This window comes from Arthrobacter jinronghuae, assembly GCF_025244825.1.
GTDB lineage: Bacteria > Actinomycetota > Actinomycetes > Actinomycetales > Micrococcaceae > Arthrobacter_B > Arthrobacter_B jinronghuae.
In genome coordinates this window covers 2,131,089-2,148,940 of record NZ_CP104263.1, presented here as the reverse complement: position 1 = coordinate 2,148,940, position 17,852 = coordinate 2,131,089, and the positions used below count along the sequence as shown (strand labels likewise).

The window sequence follows — 17,852 nt, the reverse complement described above, 5'->3', positions numbered from 1 at the left end:
CTTGCCGCCCGGAGACCATGACGGTCCCGGTGATCTTCGCCCTTAAGGAAAATTCCCTATGCCCCGTACCGGCCCCGGCTCGGCCGCGAAAAAGACGCTCCTCTGGTTGGGCGTCATTTTTGCTGCCTTGGCCCTTTTGCTTGGCGGTGGTTCCATGTGGAGCAACGCCAGCTGGACCCCGAAACTCGCCCTCGACCTTGAGGGCGGCACCCAGATGATCCTTGCTCCCGAGGTGCAGGGCGGTGACTCCGAAATCACGACCGAGCAGCTCGACCAGGCCGTGGAGATCATCCGCCAGCGCGTTGACGGCAGCGGCGTCTCCGAAGCGGAGATCAGCACGCAGTCCAACCGCAACGTCGTGGTGTCGCTGCCCGGTGTCCCCGATCCCGAGACCCGCGAGCTGATCCAGGCTTCCGCGAACATGGAGTTCCGCCCGGTCCTGGCCGGCGGCGGGGGACAGGGTGCAGCAGTAACGGATCCCACTCCCGCGGAACAGCTGCCTACCCCGTCGGCGGAACCCACCGATGCTTCGGACACCAACTGGATTTCACCGGAACTGCAGACGCAGTTCGAAACCACTGACTGCCTGAACCCGGATACCATCGCAAACGCGGAGCAGGCGCCGGCCGACCAGCCCATGGTCGCCTGCGAGCCCGGCACCGCCGGCAAGTACATCCTGGGCCCGGTCGAAGTTCCCGGCGTGGACATTTCCACGGCCAGCTTCGGCATGGCACAGGGCAACAACGGTGTTTCCACCAACCAGTGGGCCGTGAACATCGAGTTCAACGGCGAGGGCACCGACAAATTCCGTTCGGTTACCGAGCGTCTCTTCGCCTTCCCCCAGGGCGACCCGCGGAACCAGTTCGCCATCGTCCTCGACGGGCAGATCATTTCCGCGCCGACCGTCAACGCGGTCATCACCGACGGCAAGCCCCAGATCACCGGCAACTTCACCCAGGAAAGCTCCGAAGCGCTCTCCGAGCAGCTGAAATACGGCGCCCTGCCGATCAGCTTCGAGATCCAGAGCGAACAGCAGGTCTCGGCAACCCTTGGCTCGGACCAGCTGAAGATGGGTATCATCGCCGGCCTGATCGGCCTGGCCCTGGTAGCCGTCTACTCGCTGTTCCAGTACCGCGCCCTGGGCTTCGTGACCATCGCCTCGCTCGTCGTGGCCGGTCTGCTGTCCTACCTGGCCATCGCCATCCTGGGCTGGAGCCACAACTACCGGCTCTCGCTGGCAGGCGTGGCCGGCCTGATCGTCGCCATCGGGCAGACTGCGGACTCGTTCATTGTGTACTTCGAACGTATCCGTGACGAGCTCCGCGACGGCCGCGGGCTGGTGTCCGCGGTGGACAACGGGTGGAAGCGCGCCAAGCGCACCGTCCTGGCCTCCAAGGCCGTGAACATCCTCGCCGCCGTCGTCCTGTACTTCGTGGCAGTGGGCAACGTGCGGGGCTTTGCGTTCACCCTGGGCCTCACCGCCATTGCGGACCTCATCGTGGTCTTTATGTTCACGCACCCCACCATGGTGCTCCTGGCCCGCACCAAGTTCTTCGGCGACGGCCACCGCTTCTCCGGCCTCGATCCGAGCAAGCTGGGCGCCGTACCGCTGTACCGCGGTGCCGGACGCCTGCGGAATCCCTCCGATGTTCCTGCTGCGCGCGGCAAGAACAAGGGAGCGGCCAAGGAAGCCGAACGACGGATGACCATCGCCGAACGGCGGCTTGCCGAAAAGCAGGAATCAATGGCCGGTAGCGGCCGCAGCTCCGAGAAGGACGGCGAGTAATGAGTAAGCTCCCCAGTTTCGCCGCATTCGGCAACGACCTTTACACGGGAAAGCGGTCCTACAACTTCGTTGGCAAGGCAAAGCTGTGGTTCATCATCGCAGCGGCAGCCGTGCTGCTTTCGATCGCCATACCGGTAGCCAAGGGCGGATTCAACCTCGGCATCGAGTTCCGCGGCGGCTCCGAATTCACCGTCTCCAACGTCAGCAACACCGACGTCAGCGGCGGCGAGAAGGCCGTGGCCGAGGTTGCCGGGACAGCCGACCCGAAGGTCACCAACATCGCCCCGGGCACCATGCGGATCCAGACGGAGAAGCTGAGCGATGACCAGACCATCGAGGTCAAGGAATCGCTGGCGGATACCTACGGCGTAAGCCAGGACGAGGTCACCTCCACCTTCATCGGTCCCACCTGGGGCAGCGACGTCAGCCGGCAGGCCCTGGTGGGCCTCGTCGTCTTCGTGGCACTGGCCGCGGTGCTGATGGCCTTGTACTTCCGGACCTGGAAGATGTCGGTTGCCGCCGTCGTCGGGCTGCTGGTGGTTATGGTGGTCACCGCCGGCGTCTACGCCCTGAGCGGTTTTGAAGTCACGCCGTCGGCCATCATCGGTTTCCTTACCGTGCTCAGCTACTCGCTCTATGACACCGTGGTGGTGTTCGACAAGGTCCGGGAAAACACCAAGGACCTGGACAAGCGCACCAAGCGGACCTTCGCGGAAGAAGTGAACCTGGCCGTGAACCAGACCCTGGTGCGGTCCATCAACACTTCCGTGGTGGCAGTCCTCCCGGTGGCCTCCATCCTGTTCATCGGTGCGCTGCTGCTGGGCGCCGGAACCCTGAAGGACCTGTCCCTGGCATTGTTCGTGGGCATCATCCTGGGCACCATCGCGACCATCTATATTGCAGCGCCGCTGTACGCGTGGCTGCGCCGGAATGAACCGGACATCCGCAAGCAGGCCAAGCGGGTGGCCGAGCGCCGCGCAAGCGAAGCCAAGGGCTCGACGGCGGTCAGCGCCTAAGGGGTAAATCCCGCTCCGACCATCCGGTTCCGTACTCCATGCCAAGCGAGTACGGAACCGGCGGTTTAAGTGCGGTGCGGGCAGGCTTAGACTGGTTGACAGGGCTGCGTAAAGCGCGGCCGCCAAAACGTTTTGACCACCTGCTTTTGAGAGCACGGAAGAAAGGTCGTCAGTGGCCAACAGTGCAACGCCTGCCGATGAGGCAGGAAACAGCGGCACCGCGGGAATCGACCCGGGGCAGAAGAGCACCGCAGCGCGCGAAGCTGCGGCATTGGATGCTGCCGCAAGCACCACTGACGCCCTGCTTCCAGTACCCGGCCCGGCTTCCGCTCCGGCGAAAGTCGGCAGCGGCGCAGGCCGTGCGCCGTCGACCGGCCGCCGTGCCTCCACCCGTGCACGGCTCGCCCGGCTGGCAGGCCGGGGCAACCCCGGCTACTCGCCGATGCTGGAACCGCTGCTGCGCACGGTCCGGGTGAACAACCCCAAGGAAGACCTGGAGCTGATCCAGCGCGCCTATGTGGTTGCCGAGCGCAGCCACGAGGGCCAGAAGCGCAAGAGCGGGGATCCGTACATCACGCATCCGGTGGCGGTGGCGACCATCCTGGCGGAGCTGGGCATGACCGGCACCACCCTCGCCGCGGCGCTGCTGCATGACACGGTGGAGGACACCAGTTACACGCTGGACGAGCTGCGGAGCGAGTTCGGCCCCGAGGTCGCCATGCTCGTGGACGGTGTCACGAAGCTGGACAAGGTCACCTTCGGCGATGCGGCGCAGTCCGAGACCGTGCGGAAAATGGTCGTTGCCATGGCCAAGGACATCCGGGTCCTGGTCATCAAGCTCGCGGACCGGCTGCACAACGCCCGCACCTGGCGGTTTGTGTCACCGGAATCGTCCGCCAAGAAGGCGCGCGAAACCCTGGAAATCTTCGCCCCGCTGGCCCACCGGCTGGGCATGAACACCATCAAGTGGGAGCTGGAGGATCTTTCCTTCGCCGCGCTGCACCCCAAGGTGTATGACGAAATCGTGCGCATGGTGGGGGACCGGACGCCGGAACGGGAAAAGTACCTGGGCACCGTGCGGTCGCAGATCGCCGATGACCTGCATGCGGTCAAGATCAAGGCCACCATCACCGGCCGGCCGAAGCACTATTACTCGATCTACCAGAAGATGATCGTGCGGGGCAAAGACTTCGACGACATCCATGACCTGATGGGCGTGCGCGTCCTGGTGGACTCCGTCCGCGACTGCTACGCGACCCTCGGTGCCCTGCATTCGCGGTGGAACCCCCTGCCCGGGCGGTTCAAGGACTACATCGCGATGCCGAAGTTCAACATGTACCAGTCGCTGCACACCACGGTGATCGGCCCCGGGGGCAAGCCCGTGGAAATCCAGATCCGCACCCACGACATGCACCGCCGTGCCGAATACGGCGTGGCCGCGCACTGGAAGTACAAGGACGGAAACAAGGGCCCCGAAGCCCCTGACGACATGGGCTGGCTCCGCAGCCTGGTGGACTGGCAGCAGGAAACCTCGGATCCCGATGAGTTCCTGGATTCGCTGCGGTTCGAGATCAATGCGCGCGAAGTCTTCGTCTTTACGCCCAAGGGCGAGGTCATGGCGCTGCCGGCCGGGTCGACGCCGGTGGACTTCGCCTACGCCGTCCACACCGAGGTGGGACACCGGACCATCGGTGCACGCGTCAACGGGAAACTCGTGCCGCTCAACAGTGAACTGCAGCACGGCGACTGGGTGGAGATCTTCACCTCCAAGGCCGAGGGCGCCGGCCCCAGCCAGGACTGGCAGGGCTTCGTCAAGAGCCCGCGCGCCCGGAACAAGATCCGGCAGTGGTTCACCAAGGAACGCCGCGAAGAGGCAATCGAAAAGGGCAAGGACCTGCTCACCCGCGGCATGCGCAAGCAGAACCTGCCGCTGCAGCGCCTGATGACGCATGATGCGCTGGTGGCGGTGGCCGAAGAACTGCACCACCAGGACATTTCCGCGCTGTACGCCGCGGTGGGCGACGGTCATACCTCCGCCCAGAACGTCATTGAGCACCTGGTCAACCTGATGGGCGGGCACCAGGGCGCCGAGGAGGACCTGGCCGAAACGCCGGTGGCCACCGCGGCCCGCCGTCCCAAGTTCTCCGATTCCGGCGTCACCGTGCGCGGTACCGGCGATGTGTGGGTCAAACTTGCCCGCTGCTGCACCCCTGTTCCGCCGGATCCGATCATCGGGTTCGTGACCCGCGGCTCGGGTGTTTCGGTACACCGCAGCGACTGCCGGAACGTGCAGGAACTGCGCGCCACACCGGACCGCATTGTCCCGGTGGAATGGGCCCCCACCCAGTCCAGCGTCTTCCTGGTCGAGATCCAGGTGGAAGCGCTGGACCGCAAGAGCCTGCTGTCGGACGTGACGCGGGTCCTCTCGGAGAACCACGTGAATATCCTCTCCGCCAGCGTGAACACCTCCAGCGACCGCGTGGCGATGTCGAAGTTCGTGTTCGAGATGGGGGACCCGAAGTACCTGAACCACATCCTCAGCGCGGTCCGCAAGATCGACGGCGTATTCGACGTCTACCGCACCACCGGGTCGCAGCGGCGGGTCTAGTTCCCGCGGTCCGCTAACGGATCGGCTCGGCGGCGGCAGCCGCAACACGGTCCAGTGCCGCCGCTTTGCCCGGTATCCGGTTTCCGGCTTCCAGGGCACGCTGCACGAGGTCCAGCCGGCAGTTCAGGGCCGGGAGCGCGGCCAGGCGCCGCAGGGTGGAAACCGCTTCTGCGGTGCCCGCATAGAGGGCGACGTCGACGGCGGTCCGCAGCGGTGAGGTAACGGACACCGTTCCTACGTCCGCACGGTCGGCCGGGCCCAGCAGGACCTCGTGGAGGACTGCGGTGCTGAAGGGCTGCAGGGCACCGGTGCGGCTGCGGCGGTCCGCCAGGACATCGAGGCGGGACGGCCCCGGAGCGCAGCCGTAGATCCAGGCAGCGGTCATTCTCCCCATGGTCAGCCGGCGGCGCAGCTGCACGGGCAGCTCGGCCGACGCAGCGAGGGCACGGACCACCGGGTCCGGCCGGACATCCCAGCGTACAAAGGTTCCCGCGTACACATGGCGGAGCAGCCCGTCCATCGCCATGGCCTGGAGTTCCTCGTGCCGGAACACCTCCCCGGCGGTGAACAGCGCTCCGCCCGTGGAAGTGATCTGCGGGAGGGCACCGGGGTAGGGAAAGAGCTGCGCAGGCATGCACACCAGCATGTGCAGCCTGCAGGCAAAGCGAAAGCCCCGACCCGGCCGTTGTGGATAACGGGAGGGGCGGGGCTTGCGCCGTGAACGGGCTACAGGGCCTAGGCGAAGTCCTGCGCGGACTTCTGCAGCATTGCCAGCCACTGCTGACGGGCTTCGAGGGCCTCACGGGCGTCCGCGATCTTTTTCGCGTTGCCGGCCTTCTCGGCGTCGGCCAGGTCCTGTTCGAGGGACGCGATGGTCGCCTCCAGCTGGGACAGGGCAGAGTTGGTGCGTGCCTTGGTCTCGGGGTTGCTCCGCTGCCAGTGCTCGTCTTCGGCAGCCTTCACGGCTTCCTCGACCTTGCGGATGCCGGCTTCCATGCGTCCCATATCCGCGCGGGGTACCTTGCCGGCGTCTTCCCAGCGTTCACGGATCGACTGGAGGGCCTTGCGGGCCGAGTTCAGGTCCGTGATCGGCAGCAGGGCCTGTGCTTCCCTCAGCAGCTCTTCCTTGACCACCAGGTTCGCGGCGAATTCCTCGTCGATAACCTCGTTCGCTGCCTGGCGGGCGGCGAAGAACTTATCCTGCGCCGCACGGAAGCGGGCCCACAGGGCATCGTCGTCCTTGCGGCTGGCGCGCTTGGAGGCCTTCCACTCATCCATGAGCTGCCGGTATTCGGCGGCGGTGTTGCCCCAGTCCGTGGACGTGGCCAGTTCCTCGGCGCGGGCAATGAGAGCCTCCTTCGCAGCCTTGGCGGACGAGTTTTCACTGTCCAGCTGGGAGAAGTAGGCGCGGCGGTGGCGGTCGAAGACCGTGCGGGCGGAGCGGAACCGCTTCCACAGGGTGTCCTCGGTGCTGCGGCCCAGACGCGGGCCGTTCTTCTGCGCGGTCTTCCACGCATCGAACAGCTCGTTCATCCGGTTGCTGCTGGTCTTCCACTGGATCGTGGCCGGGTCCTTGGCTGCGATCTCCTCCGCCTCGGCAACAATGGCTTCACGGGCGGCAAGCTCACGCGCCTTGGCGGCCTCAGCCTCGGCACGCTCGGCGGCCTCGGCTTCCTTCAGCGAGGTCTCGAGTGCTTCGATGCGGGCATCAAGCGCCTTGATGTCGCCCACCATCTTGCGCTCGGCCACCTGCTGGGCCAGGTGCTTCAGGGTCTTGTGGATGTCCGCAGCCGGAGCCTTGACCTGCACCCGCTGCTCAAGAAGCAGGAGCTGGCTGGCGACGTCGTCGTACTTGCGCACGAAGTAGGCCAGTGCTTCTTCCTTGGAGGCGTCGGGGAACTGGCCGACGGCGGATTCCTCGCCGTCCACGATCAGGAAGACATGGCCGTCCTCCTCGACCCGCGCGAAGCGGGCGGCTTCCTCCAGCGGGGTGGAGTGGGCCGCGGGGGCAGCCACCACCGGCTGGGCGGCCGCGCCGGGCCGGGAGCCTACGGCTGCGGGGGAGGGCCGTCGCGCCGCAAGTGCTGCGGGGCTCGGAGTGGCAGGCCGGGACGTCTCCGTAGTGGACGGGCCTGCTGTTTCGTCGGATTTCTGACTGTCTGTCACCGCTAAAAGTCTTTCACTCGATGGATGGCAGTTTGCGAAGCCCGCGCCGCCACTTAATTCAGGGTGAACGAGTTAATCGTCACCGGGTCTTTCGGGAAACCATCGGTCTCCCCGGAGGCTGTCCCCGAGGAAGCAATGGCCTCCAGTACGTCAAGACCTGACGTTACCTTACCCATTATCGTGTAGCCGCCGGTTTCCTGCGTTAGCGTCGAATCCTTGTAAACAATGAAGAACTGTGTGCCGTGGCTCATGACGTCCTCGCCGCGGGCGACGGCGATGGTGCCGGCGGGGTAGAAGCCGTCGGCGGGTGTGTTCTCCACCGGCCCCCACAGGAAGTCCTGGTCGGCTTTTCCGTCCCCGTTCGGCGAACCGCACTGGAGCACGGAGGTGGATTCGGTGGCGGTCAGGCGGTGGCAGTCCTTGCCGGTGAAGTAGCCCGCATCGGCAAGTGTTTTGAAGGAGGCAACTGCCTGCGGCGCGGCATTGCCGTCCAGTTCCACGCCGATCTCGCCCTGGCCCAGGGCCAGGGATCCGGTGAAGGTCTTGCCCTCGGCGACGGAGGGATCCGGAACGTCGGGCAGTTCGGCGACGTCGGCCTGGTCCCGCAGCAGCTCCAGGTCTTCCGCAGTGGGGTCGGAACTGAACCAGGCCACCTGCAGTGCAACGGCAAGGGCCAGGATAACGACGGCGGCGGATCCGGCGAAGAGATTGTCGCGCCTGCGCCGCTTGGCACGGGCAGCAGCGAAGGCCTTCCGTGCTTCCATCCGGGCCAGCCGGCGCCTGTCTTCACGGCTGGTGCGGTTTGCTGCCACCGTTGCCTCCTGTACTGGATCGTGGTCGGGATCGGGGATCGACGCCTGGGTTCGACGCGCGGGTCTGAAACGGGGGCTGCTTCCCAAGCGGCTAAAATGAGTGCCGCACATAGTTTATGCACGCGGTTGCGTGCACCGTGGCCGGGCGGGGTTCCGCCTGTGCCGTTTCGCCCACCTAAGGAGTTGCCACCATGGCACGCAAGGCCTCACTGTCCGGTTTCCCCGAATGGCTACCGCAGGAGCGCCTTGTTGAACTCCATGTCCTGGACGTACTGCGCCGCACCTTCGAACTGCACGGCTTCTCCAACATCGAAACACGTGCCGTGGAGACGGTGGGCCAGCTGCTGCGCAAGGGCGAAATCGACAAGGAAGTTTACGCGCTCAGCCGACTGCAGGCCGAAGAGGGCGAGGCGGCCGGCAAGGAAGATCCCAACCAGCTGGCCCTGCACTTCGACCTGACCGTGCCGTTTGCCCGCTACGTGGTGGAGAACGCCGGCCACCTTTCCTTCCCGTTCCGCCGCTACCAGATCCAGAAGGTCTGGCGCGGCGAGCGTCCGCAGGAAGGCCGCGCCCGCGAGTTCACGCAGGCCGACATCGATGTGGTGGGTGACGGAGAGTTGCCGTTCCGCTACGACGTCGAGCTGGCGCTGGTCATCGCCGAAGCCCTGGGCGCCCTGCCGATCCCTGAGTTCAAGATCCGGGTCAACAACCGCAAGCTGGCGGAAGGCTTCTACCGCGGGATCGGCCTGGAAGACACCGCCGGAGTGCTGCGCAGCATCGACAAGCTGGAGAAGATCGGCGCGCAGCGCGTAGCCGAGCTCCTGCAGGAAGAACTCGGTGCCACCCCCGAACAGGCCGAGGCTGCCCTGAAACTGGCCTCCATCCGCACGGAGGACACTTCGTTCGTGGAGCAGGTCCGGGCACTGGGCGTGTCCAACGAACTGCTGGACGAAGGCCTCGATGAACTGTTCCAGGTCATCAGCGAAGCCTCCCGCCGCGCTCCGGGCCGGGTCCTCGCGGACCTCAGCATTGCCCGCGGCCTGGACTACTACACCGGCACCGTCTACGAAACGGTCCTGGTGGGGCATGAAGCGCTCGGCTCCATCTGCTCCGGCGGACGCTACGATTCCCTGGCCAGCAAGGGCAACCGCACCTTCCCCGGCGTCGGACTCTCCATTGGCGTCACCCGGCTGGTCATGCGCATCCTCAGCCAGGAATTCGCGCAGGCTTCGCGCAGCGTTCCCACCACGGTGCTGCTGACCCTGGCCACCGACGAGTCCTGGTCCGAAGCCCAGGACACCGCCGCCCAGCTGCGCAGCCGCGGGATTTCAGTGGAAGTTGCCCCGAAGGCGGAGAAGTTCGGGAAGCAGATCAAGTTCGCAGACCGCCGGGGCATCCCGTTTGTCTGGTTCACCGCCGAAGACGGCAGCCACGAGGTCAAGGACATCCGGACCGGTGAGCAGGTGCCGGCGGATCCCGCGCTCTGGACCCCGCCGGCCGAGGACCTCACCGTGCAGGTAACCCCCGTGCAGGTGCCGTCCGCCTAGCGGCCCGGGCCGCCGCCGCGTTCCCGGAACGCGATGGCGGCCTGCACCCGGGAGGAGACTCCCAGCTTGGCCAGCACCCGGGAGACATGGGTCTTGACGGTGGTTTCGGCGATGCCCAGCCGGCGGGAAATCTGCTGGTTGGACAGTCCCTCGCCGATGCAGGCCAGGACCGCTTCCTCCCGTGCGGTAAGGGGCTCAGCCGCGATGTTCCCGGCAGCCATTGCCGCTGCGGGTGCCGTAACCGGTGACTGCACGAACGCGGAGATCAGCCTGCCGGTGACCTCCGGGGAGAGGACGCTGTCGCCGTCGGCCACGCTTTGCACCGCACGGACCAGTTCGGCAGGTTCCACCGATTTCAACAGGAAACCGGCGGCACCTGCCCGCAGTGCAGCGAAAACGTACTCGTCAATGTCGAAGGTGGTCAGCACCAGCACCGCGGACAGGCCCTCTCCGGTGATCTCGGCGGTGGCGGCAATTCCGTCCATTCCGGGCATGCGAAGGTCCATCAGTACGACGTCGGGCCGCAGGGCACGTGCCATGCGCACGGCTCCGGCTCCGTCGGCAGCCTCGCCGACGACCGTGAAGCCGCCGATGGACTCCAGGATCATGCGCAGGCCGCCGCGGATGGCCGAGTGGTCATCCGCTAGCAGCACGGTGGCGGCGGTCAAAGTGTCTCCTGGGGCTGGCGGGGGAGCACGCGGGGGAGTACGCGGGGGAGTACGGAGGCTTCCACGGCGTCTTCTATGGGCAGGGCGGCTTCCACGAGCCAGACGGGTCGCAGATCCTGCCCAGGGGAACTACCTGCGACCCGTCCGGCAGAGAAAGTTCCGCCGAGCTGGGCCGCCCGCAGGTTCATGTTCCGCAGGCCCGAACCGTTTCCGGCGGACGCGGAACTGCCGCCGCCGGATGTGGGGAGCGCATTGCTGATGCTCAGCTCCAGCCGCCTGTCCCGCAGTCGGACGGAGATGCTGACGGGGCAGCCGGGCGCGTGCCGGACCGCGTTGGCCAGCGATTCCTGCACGATCCGATAGACGCTGCTGCCTACCAGCACCGGCACCTCAGCGTCCCCGGGCAGATCCAGTTCCACCGGGCTTCCGGCCAGCCGGGCGGACGCTGCCAGGGATTCCAGCTGGCCCAGGCCGCCTGCGGCTGCAGCGGCTTCCGCCTGCTCCCTGCCGTCCAACGGGCCGTCGGACTGGAGCAGGTCAATCATCGAGCGCATTTCCTGCAGGGCGGAAACGCTTTCCGTCCGGACCTGGGCCAGCACCCGGTGGTCCAGGGCAGCGTCGCGCGCCGCCAGCGCAGCGCCGGACTGGAGTGCTATGGCGGACAGATGCCCGGCAATCGCGTCGTGTAGTTCGCGTGCCATGGCGCCGCGCTCCGACGCCACCGCAACCCGGAGGCGAAGTTCAGCCAGCTGGGCGGTGCGTTCGGCCCGAAGGCGTTCTGTTTCCGCCCGCTGCCGTTCGCGTTCCGCCCGCTCGGTCTGGCGGCGCAGGGAGCCGGCCCACCACAGCGGAACAAGGCAGACGAAAACCGCCTGGAATAAACCGAAGAGCAGGTACGGCCACTCCCGGTAAACCAGTCCTACGGAAACGGGAAGGACAACCATGCCGGTTACCGCCGCGCGCTGCACGCCGCGGCTCACCCGGGGTGAACCGAACAGAATACCGGCATAGAACAGCTCGAACAGGAGCAGGTACGTGATGATCCCGCCGCCAAGCACTGCGCCGGCACCGGTTGCCGTTCCGGTGACGGCAAGCATCAGCGGAACGTTCCGGCGGCGGAACAGCAGTCCCGCGCAACCCAGCACCAGGACCGGCACCCAGGCCCAGCCCGGTGCGCCCGGAATCGGCGGGAACAGGCCCGCAGCGTTCACCCCGAGGAGTTCCAGCACGGTACCGCCCACCAGGTAGCCGGCAGCCGTGGCGGCGCCGGAAGGCCAGATTCCGTTCCCGGCACGCTGGTCTGGGGTTTTTTGCATGGGTTCAGCCTAAATGAGCGGCGTTCGCCTGCCTCCCGGTGCAGCGCTATGTCCTCCAAAGGGATGACGGAAGGCACCCAACCGGTGGCACCTTTCGCCGACGACACCCGGTTCCCCGCACGGAAGGCTGGGGTTATGGACATCCTCGTGTATTTGATCATCGGCTCAGAGGTCGGCTTCTGGGTTCTGCTGGCGGCGGGACTGGGCGCCCGCTACCTGTTTCACCGGCGCCGGCTGGGCATGGTGCTGCTCGCGTGCGTTCCCCTGCTCGACGTCGTGCTTTTGGCGGCATCCGCGGCTGACCTCGCGCTGGGCGGACGGGCCGAGTCCATTCACGGCCTTGCAGCGTTCTACCTTGGCTTCAGTGTCGCCTTCGGCCACAGCCTGATCCGGTGGGCGGATGTGCGGGTTGCCCACCGGTTTGCCGGGGGACCGGCGCCCGTGAAGCCGGCGAAGGGGACGCCGGAGTACCGGCGCTCCTTGTGGGCGGAATACGGACGCGTCCTGATGGCCACCGGGATAACCGTCGCCGTCCTGCTGGCCATGATCACCATCGTGGCCGCCCCCGGGGAAGCCGAGGTGCTGTGGGACTGGGTGAAGCGGGCCGGCCTGGTCGCAGGGATCTGGCTGCTGGCCGGCCCGGTGTACGGAATGTTTGAAACCGCTCCCCGGGAAAAGGCCGGCCGCAGCTAGCCGCATCCGTGGCGGTGCACGGCACAGGCCCCTAGGCTTTACCCATGCCCGTTGACCTGCTTCCCACCCCGCCCTGCGCCGAACTCCACCTCCACATCGAGGGAACGCTGGAACCGGAGCTGATCTTCGAACTGGCCGCCCGCAACGGCCTCGACCTGCCCTACGACAGCCTCGAGGACCTCCGTGCGCGGTACCGGTTCACGGACCTGCAGTCCTTCCTGGACCTCTATTACTCCAATATGGATGTGCTGCGGACCGAGGCGGATTTCACCGACATGACCCGCGCCTACCTCCGCCGGGCCTCGGCGGCCGGGGTGCGGCATGTGGAGATGATGATGGATCCGCAGGCGCACCTTGTCCGCGGCGTCCCGCTGAGTGTGTCTGTGGGCGGCGTCTGGGCGGCTTTGGCCCGCAGCGAGGAAGAATTCGGGATCTCCACCGAGCTGATTGCCGCGTTCCTGCGCGACCACCCGGTGGCCGAAGCGCTGGAGGTGCTGGAGGAACTGCTGGCCATGGGCGCGCCGATCATCGGGATCGGCCTGGACTCTGCGGAAGTAGGGAACCCGCCGTCGTCGTTCATAGACCTGTACCGGCGTGCCCGGGAGGCAGGGCTGCGGAGCGTAGCGCACGCGGGCGAGGAAGGCCCGCCCGCCTACATCGAGGAGGCACTGGACCTGCTTCAGGCAGACCGCATCGACCACGGGATCCGCTGCCTGGATGACCCGGACCTCGTGGACCGCCTGGTCCGGGAGAAAGTGCCGCTGACCGTCTGCCCGCTGTCCAACGTGCGGCTGCAGGCGGTGCCGGGGCTGGCAGAGCATCCCTTGCCGCGGATGCTCGAACACGGCCTGAATATTTCCGTGAACTCGGATGACCCGGCCTACTTTGACGGCTACGTGGATGACAATTTCCGGGCGGTGCAGGAAACCTTCGGGCTCAGCAGGGCGCAGCTTGCCCTCTTGGCCGCCAACTCCATTGAAGCTTCGTTCGCGTCTGCCGGACGCCGCGCCGAGCTGCTGGGCGAAGTCCGTGCATGGGAGGCGGCCGGCGCCTAGGCGGGCCTAGAACGGCGGCGGGGTCCTGGGGGTCCGCGGCCGCCGGAAGCTCAACCGGACCACGAGCCCCGCCACGAGGATGATCAGGGTCAGGCTGATGGACACGGGCGGCAGGGCGAGGGCCAGCAGCAGCGCGCCCAAGGCGCCGGCCAGGTTCAGGACCCGGGGTGCGTAGCGCGTGCGGTCCTTCAGCGTGAAAGCACACACAGTGGTGATGGCCGCGTAGAACAGGAGGGCGAAGGACGCCATCCCCAGCAGGGCGTCCAGATCCCCCAGCACGACAAGCATCAGGACGACGGCGGCGGCCGCGGCTTCTGCAGCCCAGGGGGTCTGTCCGCGGCCGAAGCGGGATTCCCTGGACCAACCGAAGAAGGGGGGAAGGTCACGGTCGGCGGCCATGTCGGAGGCTGTCCGGCCTGCCGATTCCATCAGCGACCACAGTCCGCCCAGGGCGGCGGCGGCAACGGCAAGGATGACGGCCCCCGTACCCACGCCTGCGCCCACGCTCTCCAGCGGATCAAGCAGGGGAGCGGTCTCGGCGGACAGGGCAGCCGCACCGTAGTAGGCCAGCATTGAGGAACCCATGAACCAATACAGTGCGAAGGCCACGGCAATGGCAGCGGGGATCGCGATCGGCAGGTTGCGTGAGGGATTACGTACACCCGAACCCAGCGTGGCCAGCCGCGTGTACCCGGAGAAAAGGAAGAACAGCAGCCCGGCTGCCTGCAGCACACCCGAGGTGCTGGCCTCAATCTCCGCACCCACCCGCAGCGGCTGGTGAGGTGCCTCGTTGAAGAGCACCACCACGGTGAAGGCCAGGACGCTGAAGACAAAGGCCACTATGAAGCGGGTAACCCAGGAACCCCTGTTCACTCCCAGCAGGTTCACTGCGGCCATAACAATCACGGCCCCAGCCGCGCCGGCCTTGGGGTGCTCAGGAAATACATAAGCGCCGAACGCGAGTGCCAGGACAGCCGAGGAAAGCAGCAACGCCCAGACCAGGGTCCAGCCGGAAAGGAAACCACTGTATGGCCCCAGCAGGATCCTCGCGGCCGTGCGCGCCGTGGCGTCCCCGCCGCGGTCCTCGGGGAGCCGGCGTGAGACGGCCCTGCTGAGCTGGAAGGTGGAGAGCCCGCAGAGGAAGGCCACAACCGCGGCGATGCCGAGGCCCGCGCCCAGCGCCGGTCCTGCTGCAGCCGCAGCCGGAGCGAAGGCGACGAACGCGCCCGCACCGACGATGGAGCCTAGGCCGGCAGTGGTGGCATCAAAGCCGCCCAGGGGAACACGCGGCTGGGTAGTGCCGGACAACAGGCCGTCCAATCGGTAGGTACGTGGCGGGGTGGGGGTCGGTTCACCGGTAAACTCTCAAGTAGACCGTGTATTTACAATGGGCGGAAACAGTGGTTTCCGCAAGTTTTTCGAAAGGACAGCTGTGCTGCGCACTCATGCCCTTGGTTCCCTGAGGGCCGAGCATATTGGACAGACCGTTACTCTCGCAGGATGGGTCGCCCGACGGCGCGACCACGGCGGCGTCGCCTTCCTCGACCTCCGCGATGCCTCGGGTGTGGCGCAGGTTGTGGTGCGTGAAGAGGATGTCTTCCACGGGCTGCGCAACGAGTACGTCCTGCAGATCACCGGCACCGTGCAGAAGCGGCCCGAGGGTAACGAGAACCCGGCGCTGGCCACGGGCGAGGTAGAGGTGATCGCGGACGACGTCGTTATCCTGAACACCTCGGACCCGCTGCCCTTCCAGATCGACGAGCATGTGGAGGTCGGCGAGGAAGCCCGCCTGCGCCACCGTTACCTGGACCTCCGCCGCCCGGCGCCGGCCGCGGCCATGCGCCTGCGCTCCGAAGCCAACCGCGTTGCCCGCGAACTGCTGCACGACGAAGGCTTCGTGGAGATCGAAACCCCCACCCTGACGCGTTCCACCCCCGAGGGTGCCCGCGACTTCGTGGTGCCGGCACGCCTGGCCCCGGGTTCCTGGTACGCCCTGCCGCAGTCCCCGCAGCTGTTCAAGCAGCTGCTGCAGGTGGGCGGTTTCGAGAAGTACTACCAGATTGCCCGCTGCTACCGCGACGAGGATTTCCGCGCCGACCGCCAGCCGGAGTTCACGCAGCTGGACATTGAAGCCAGCTTCGTTGAAGAAGACGACATCATCGCCCTGGGCGAGCAGATCGTGAAATCGCTGTGGAAGCTGATCGGCGTCGAGATCAGCACCCCCATCCCGCGGATGACCTACGCGGATGCCATGGCCCGCTACGGTTCCGACAAGCCGGACCTGCGTTTCGGCCTGGAGCTGACCGAGCTCACCGAATTCTTCAAGGACACCACCTTCCGCGTCTTCCAGGCTCCCTACGTGGGTGCCGTGGTGATGCCGGGCGGCGCCTCCCAGGCACGCCGCACCCTTGATGCCTGGCAGGAATGGGCCAAGCAGCGCGGAGCGAAGGGCCTGGCTTACGTGCTGATCCAGGAAGACGGCACGCTGACCGGTCCGGTCGCCAAGAACCTGACCGACTTCGAGCGGGAGAACCTCGCCGAAAAGGTGGGTGCCAAGCCGGGTGACTGCATCTTCTTCGGTGCCGGCGAAAAGAGCGAGGCGCGTGCCCTGCTCGGTGCCGCGCGCGTGGAGATCGGCCACCGCACCGGCCTGATCGACCCCAAGGACTGGGCTTTCGTCTGGGTTGTCGACGCTCCGATGTTCGAGCCGGCGTCGGCCGCTGTTGCCGCCGGTGACGTGGCCGTGGGCGGCGGCGCCTGGACGGCCGTGCACCACGCCTTCACCTCGCCCAAGCCCGAATTCATGGATACCTTCGACACGGATCCCGAGTCGGCAGTGGCCTACGCCTACGACATTGTCTGCAACGGCAACGAAATCGGCGGCGGTTCCATCCGTATCCACCAGCGCGACGTGCAGGAACGTGTCTTCAAGGTCATGGGCCTTTCACAGGAAGACGCCCAGGAGAAGTTCGGGTTCCTGCTTGAAGGCTTCAAGTACGGCGCACCGCCCCACGGCGGCATCGCGTTCGGGTGGGACCGCGTGGTGGCCCTGCTGGCCGGCACCGATTCCATCCGCGACGTCATCGCCTTCCCGAAGTCCGGCGGCGGCTACGACCCGCTGACGCAGGCTCCGGCACCGATCACGCCGCAGCAGCGCAAGGAAGCCGGCGTGGACTTCAAGCCTGAAGCGAAGAAGGACAAGGAAGCAGCCGCGAAGGAAGCATAGCTCTCCGCCGCAGGCACGGTACCCGGTCGCAGCATGCGGCCGGGTACCGTGCTTTAACCGCGTTTTGGACATGCCCGTTTCCGCTGGACAGTCCGGCACCGGCACCCGATAGTGTTTGGGCATGAGAGATCGCTGGTTCAAGCAGGTGGACGTATTCGGCACCAAGCCCTATCTGGGCAACCCGGTGGCCGTGGTATTGGACGCAGACGGCGTTTCCGACGCCGCCATGGCCTCCTTTGCCCGGTGGACGAACCTGTCGGAGACGACGTTCGTGCTGCCGCCCACGCAGGACGGCGCCGACTACAGAGTCCGCATCTTCACACCCGGGGGAGAGATCCCCTTCGCCGGTCACCCCACCCTGGGCACCTGCCATGCGTGGCTCGAAGCCGGCAACATTCCGCACTACCCCGGCGTCGTAATATCCGAATGCGAAGTGGGACTGGTGACCCTGCACGCCTCGGCCGGGATGGCTGCGTTCGGTGCGCCGCCGCTGATCCGCGCGGGCGAGCTGGAGGAAGCCGTGCTGAAGCAGGCCGTGGAGGCCCTCGGGATCAGCCGGGACCAGGTTTCCGCCTCGAACTGGATCGACAACGGGCCCGGCTGGCTGGGCCTGCTCCTGAAGGATGCCGAAACCGTGCTGTCCCTGACGCCGGATCCGGCAGCTATGGGATCCCTGGCCGTGGGAGTCATCGGCCCGCAGCCCGACGGCGGCGAAACGGACTTCGAAGTCCGCGCCTTTGCGCCCGGGCACGGGGTGCCGGAGGATCCCGTCACCGGCAGCCTCAACGCCGGACTGGCACAGTGGCTGATCGGAGCCGGCCTGGCGCCGGAGCGCTACACCGTCACGCAGGGCACCGTGCTGGAGCGTTCCGGGCTGGTGCGGATCTTTACCCGGGACCGGAGAATCTGGGTCGGCGGGGAAACCACCACCTGCATCGACGGCACCGTAAAGCTGTAGC

General features: G+C 66.6%; 14 protein-coding genes. 8 read left to right on the top strand and 6 right to left on the bottom strand.

The window, feature by feature from the left end; genetic code table 11:
* Positions 1-58: 58 nt before the first annotated feature.
* The 3 genes from secD to N2K98_RS09985 all read left to right on the top strand — a co-directional run bounded on the left by secD (position 59) and on the right by N2K98_RS09985 (position 5,410).
* A complete protein-coding gene (secD, locus tag N2K98_RS09995; protein WP_255797558.1) occupies positions 59-1,786 on the top strand; it encodes a protein translocase subunit SecD in 1,728 nt (575 codons plus the stop codon).
* Positions 1,786-2,802 (top strand): protein translocase subunit SecF, encoded by a 1,017-nt coding sequence (secF, locus tag N2K98_RS09990; protein ID WP_255797559.1) that lies wholly within the window; start codon positions 1,786-1,788, stop codon positions 2,800-2,802. Before secD ends, secF begins: the two co-directional genes overlap by 1 nt.
* Positions 2,803-3,244: 442 nt before the next feature.
* Entirely contained in the window at positions 3,245-5,410 is a 2,166-nt protein-coding gene (locus N2K98_RS09985; RefSeq protein WP_255797626.1) for a RelA/SpoT family protein, read from the top strand.
* Positions 5,411-5,423: 13 nt separating this feature from the next.
* On the opposite strand, the gene N2K98_RS09980 is transcribed toward N2K98_RS09985, so the two are convergent.
* The 3 genes from N2K98_RS09980 to N2K98_RS09970 form a co-directional block, all read right to left on the bottom strand.
* Positions 5,424-6,044: a type IV toxin-antitoxin system AbiEi family antitoxin gene (locus tag N2K98_RS09980; protein ID WP_255865710.1), complete on the bottom strand. Its 621-nt coding sequence runs from the start codon at positions 6,042-6,044 to the stop codon at positions 5,424-5,426.
* Between the two features lie 101 nt (positions 6,045-6,145).
* The gene (locus N2K98_RS09975; protein WP_255865708.1) at positions 6,146-7,576 is read right to left on the bottom strand and encodes a DUF349 domain-containing protein; all 1,431 of its coding nucleotides are present in this window, start codon (positions 7,574-7,576) and stop codon (positions 6,146-6,148) included.
* 53 nt (positions 7,577-7,629) lie between these two features.
* Complete coding sequence (locus tag N2K98_RS09970) at positions 7,630-8,388, bottom strand: peptidylprolyl isomerase (protein ID WP_255865707.1); 759 nt, start codon at positions 8,386-8,388, stop codon at positions 7,630-7,632.
* 191 nt (positions 8,389-8,579) lie between these two features.
* On the opposite strand from N2K98_RS09970, the gene hisS reads away from it, so the two are divergent.
* The gene (gene hisS / locus N2K98_RS09965; protein ID WP_255797563.1) at positions 8,580-9,935 is read left to right on the top strand and encodes a histidine--tRNA ligase; all 1,356 of its coding nucleotides are present in this window, start codon (positions 8,580-8,582) and stop codon (positions 9,933-9,935) included.
* Here the strand turns inward: hisS and N2K98_RS09960 are convergent.
* A complete protein-coding gene (locus N2K98_RS09960; protein WP_370646399.1) occupies positions 9,932-10,543 on the bottom strand; it encodes a response regulator in 612 nt (203 codons plus the stop codon). The genes hisS and N2K98_RS09960 overlap by 4 nt on opposite strands.
* 56 nt (positions 10,544-10,599) lie before the next feature.
* Entirely contained in the window at positions 10,600-11,919 is a 1,320-nt protein-coding gene (locus N2K98_RS09955) for a sensor histidine kinase (protein WP_255865706.1), read from the bottom strand.
* Positions 11,920-12,003: 84 nt separating this feature from the next.
* Between N2K98_RS09955 and N2K98_RS09950 the strand changes: the two genes are divergently transcribed.
* Both N2K98_RS09950 and N2K98_RS09945 read left to right on the top strand, forming a co-directional pair.
* Positions 12,004-12,612 carry a hypothetical protein gene (locus tag N2K98_RS09950; RefSeq protein ID WP_255865705.1) on the top strand — a complete coding sequence of 203 codons (609 nt, stop codon included), beginning with the start codon at positions 12,004-12,006 and terminating at the stop codon, positions 12,610-12,612.
* 44 nt (positions 12,613-12,656) lie between these two features.
* Positions 12,657-13,667, top strand: coding sequence for an adenosine deaminase (locus N2K98_RS09945; RefSeq protein ID WP_255865704.1), 1,011 nt, complete (start codon positions 12,657-12,659; stop codon positions 13,665-13,667).
* A gap of 6 nt (positions 13,668-13,673) precedes the next feature.
* Here N2K98_RS09945 and N2K98_RS09940 read toward each other — a convergent pair whose 3' ends face one another.
* Positions 13,674-14,975 carry an APC family permease gene (locus tag N2K98_RS09940; RefSeq protein ID WP_255865703.1) on the bottom strand — a complete coding sequence of 434 codons (1,302 nt, stop codon included), beginning with the start codon at positions 14,973-14,975 and terminating at the stop codon, positions 13,674-13,676.
* A gap of 124 nt (positions 14,976-15,099) precedes the next feature.
* Between N2K98_RS09940 and aspS the strand changes: the two genes are divergently transcribed.
* Both aspS and N2K98_RS09930 read left to right on the top strand, forming a co-directional pair.
* Positions 15,100-16,893, top strand: a complete 1,794-nt coding sequence (gene aspS, locus N2K98_RS09935; protein ID WP_229951775.1) for an aspartate--tRNA ligase — start codon at positions 15,100-15,102, stop codon at positions 16,891-16,893.
* 121 nt (positions 16,894-17,014) lie between these two features.
* Positions 17,015-17,851, top strand: a complete 837-nt coding sequence (locus N2K98_RS09930; protein WP_255865702.1) for a PhzF family phenazine biosynthesis protein — start codon at positions 17,015-17,017, stop codon at positions 17,849-17,851.
* Position 17,852: the final 1 nt, after the last annotated feature.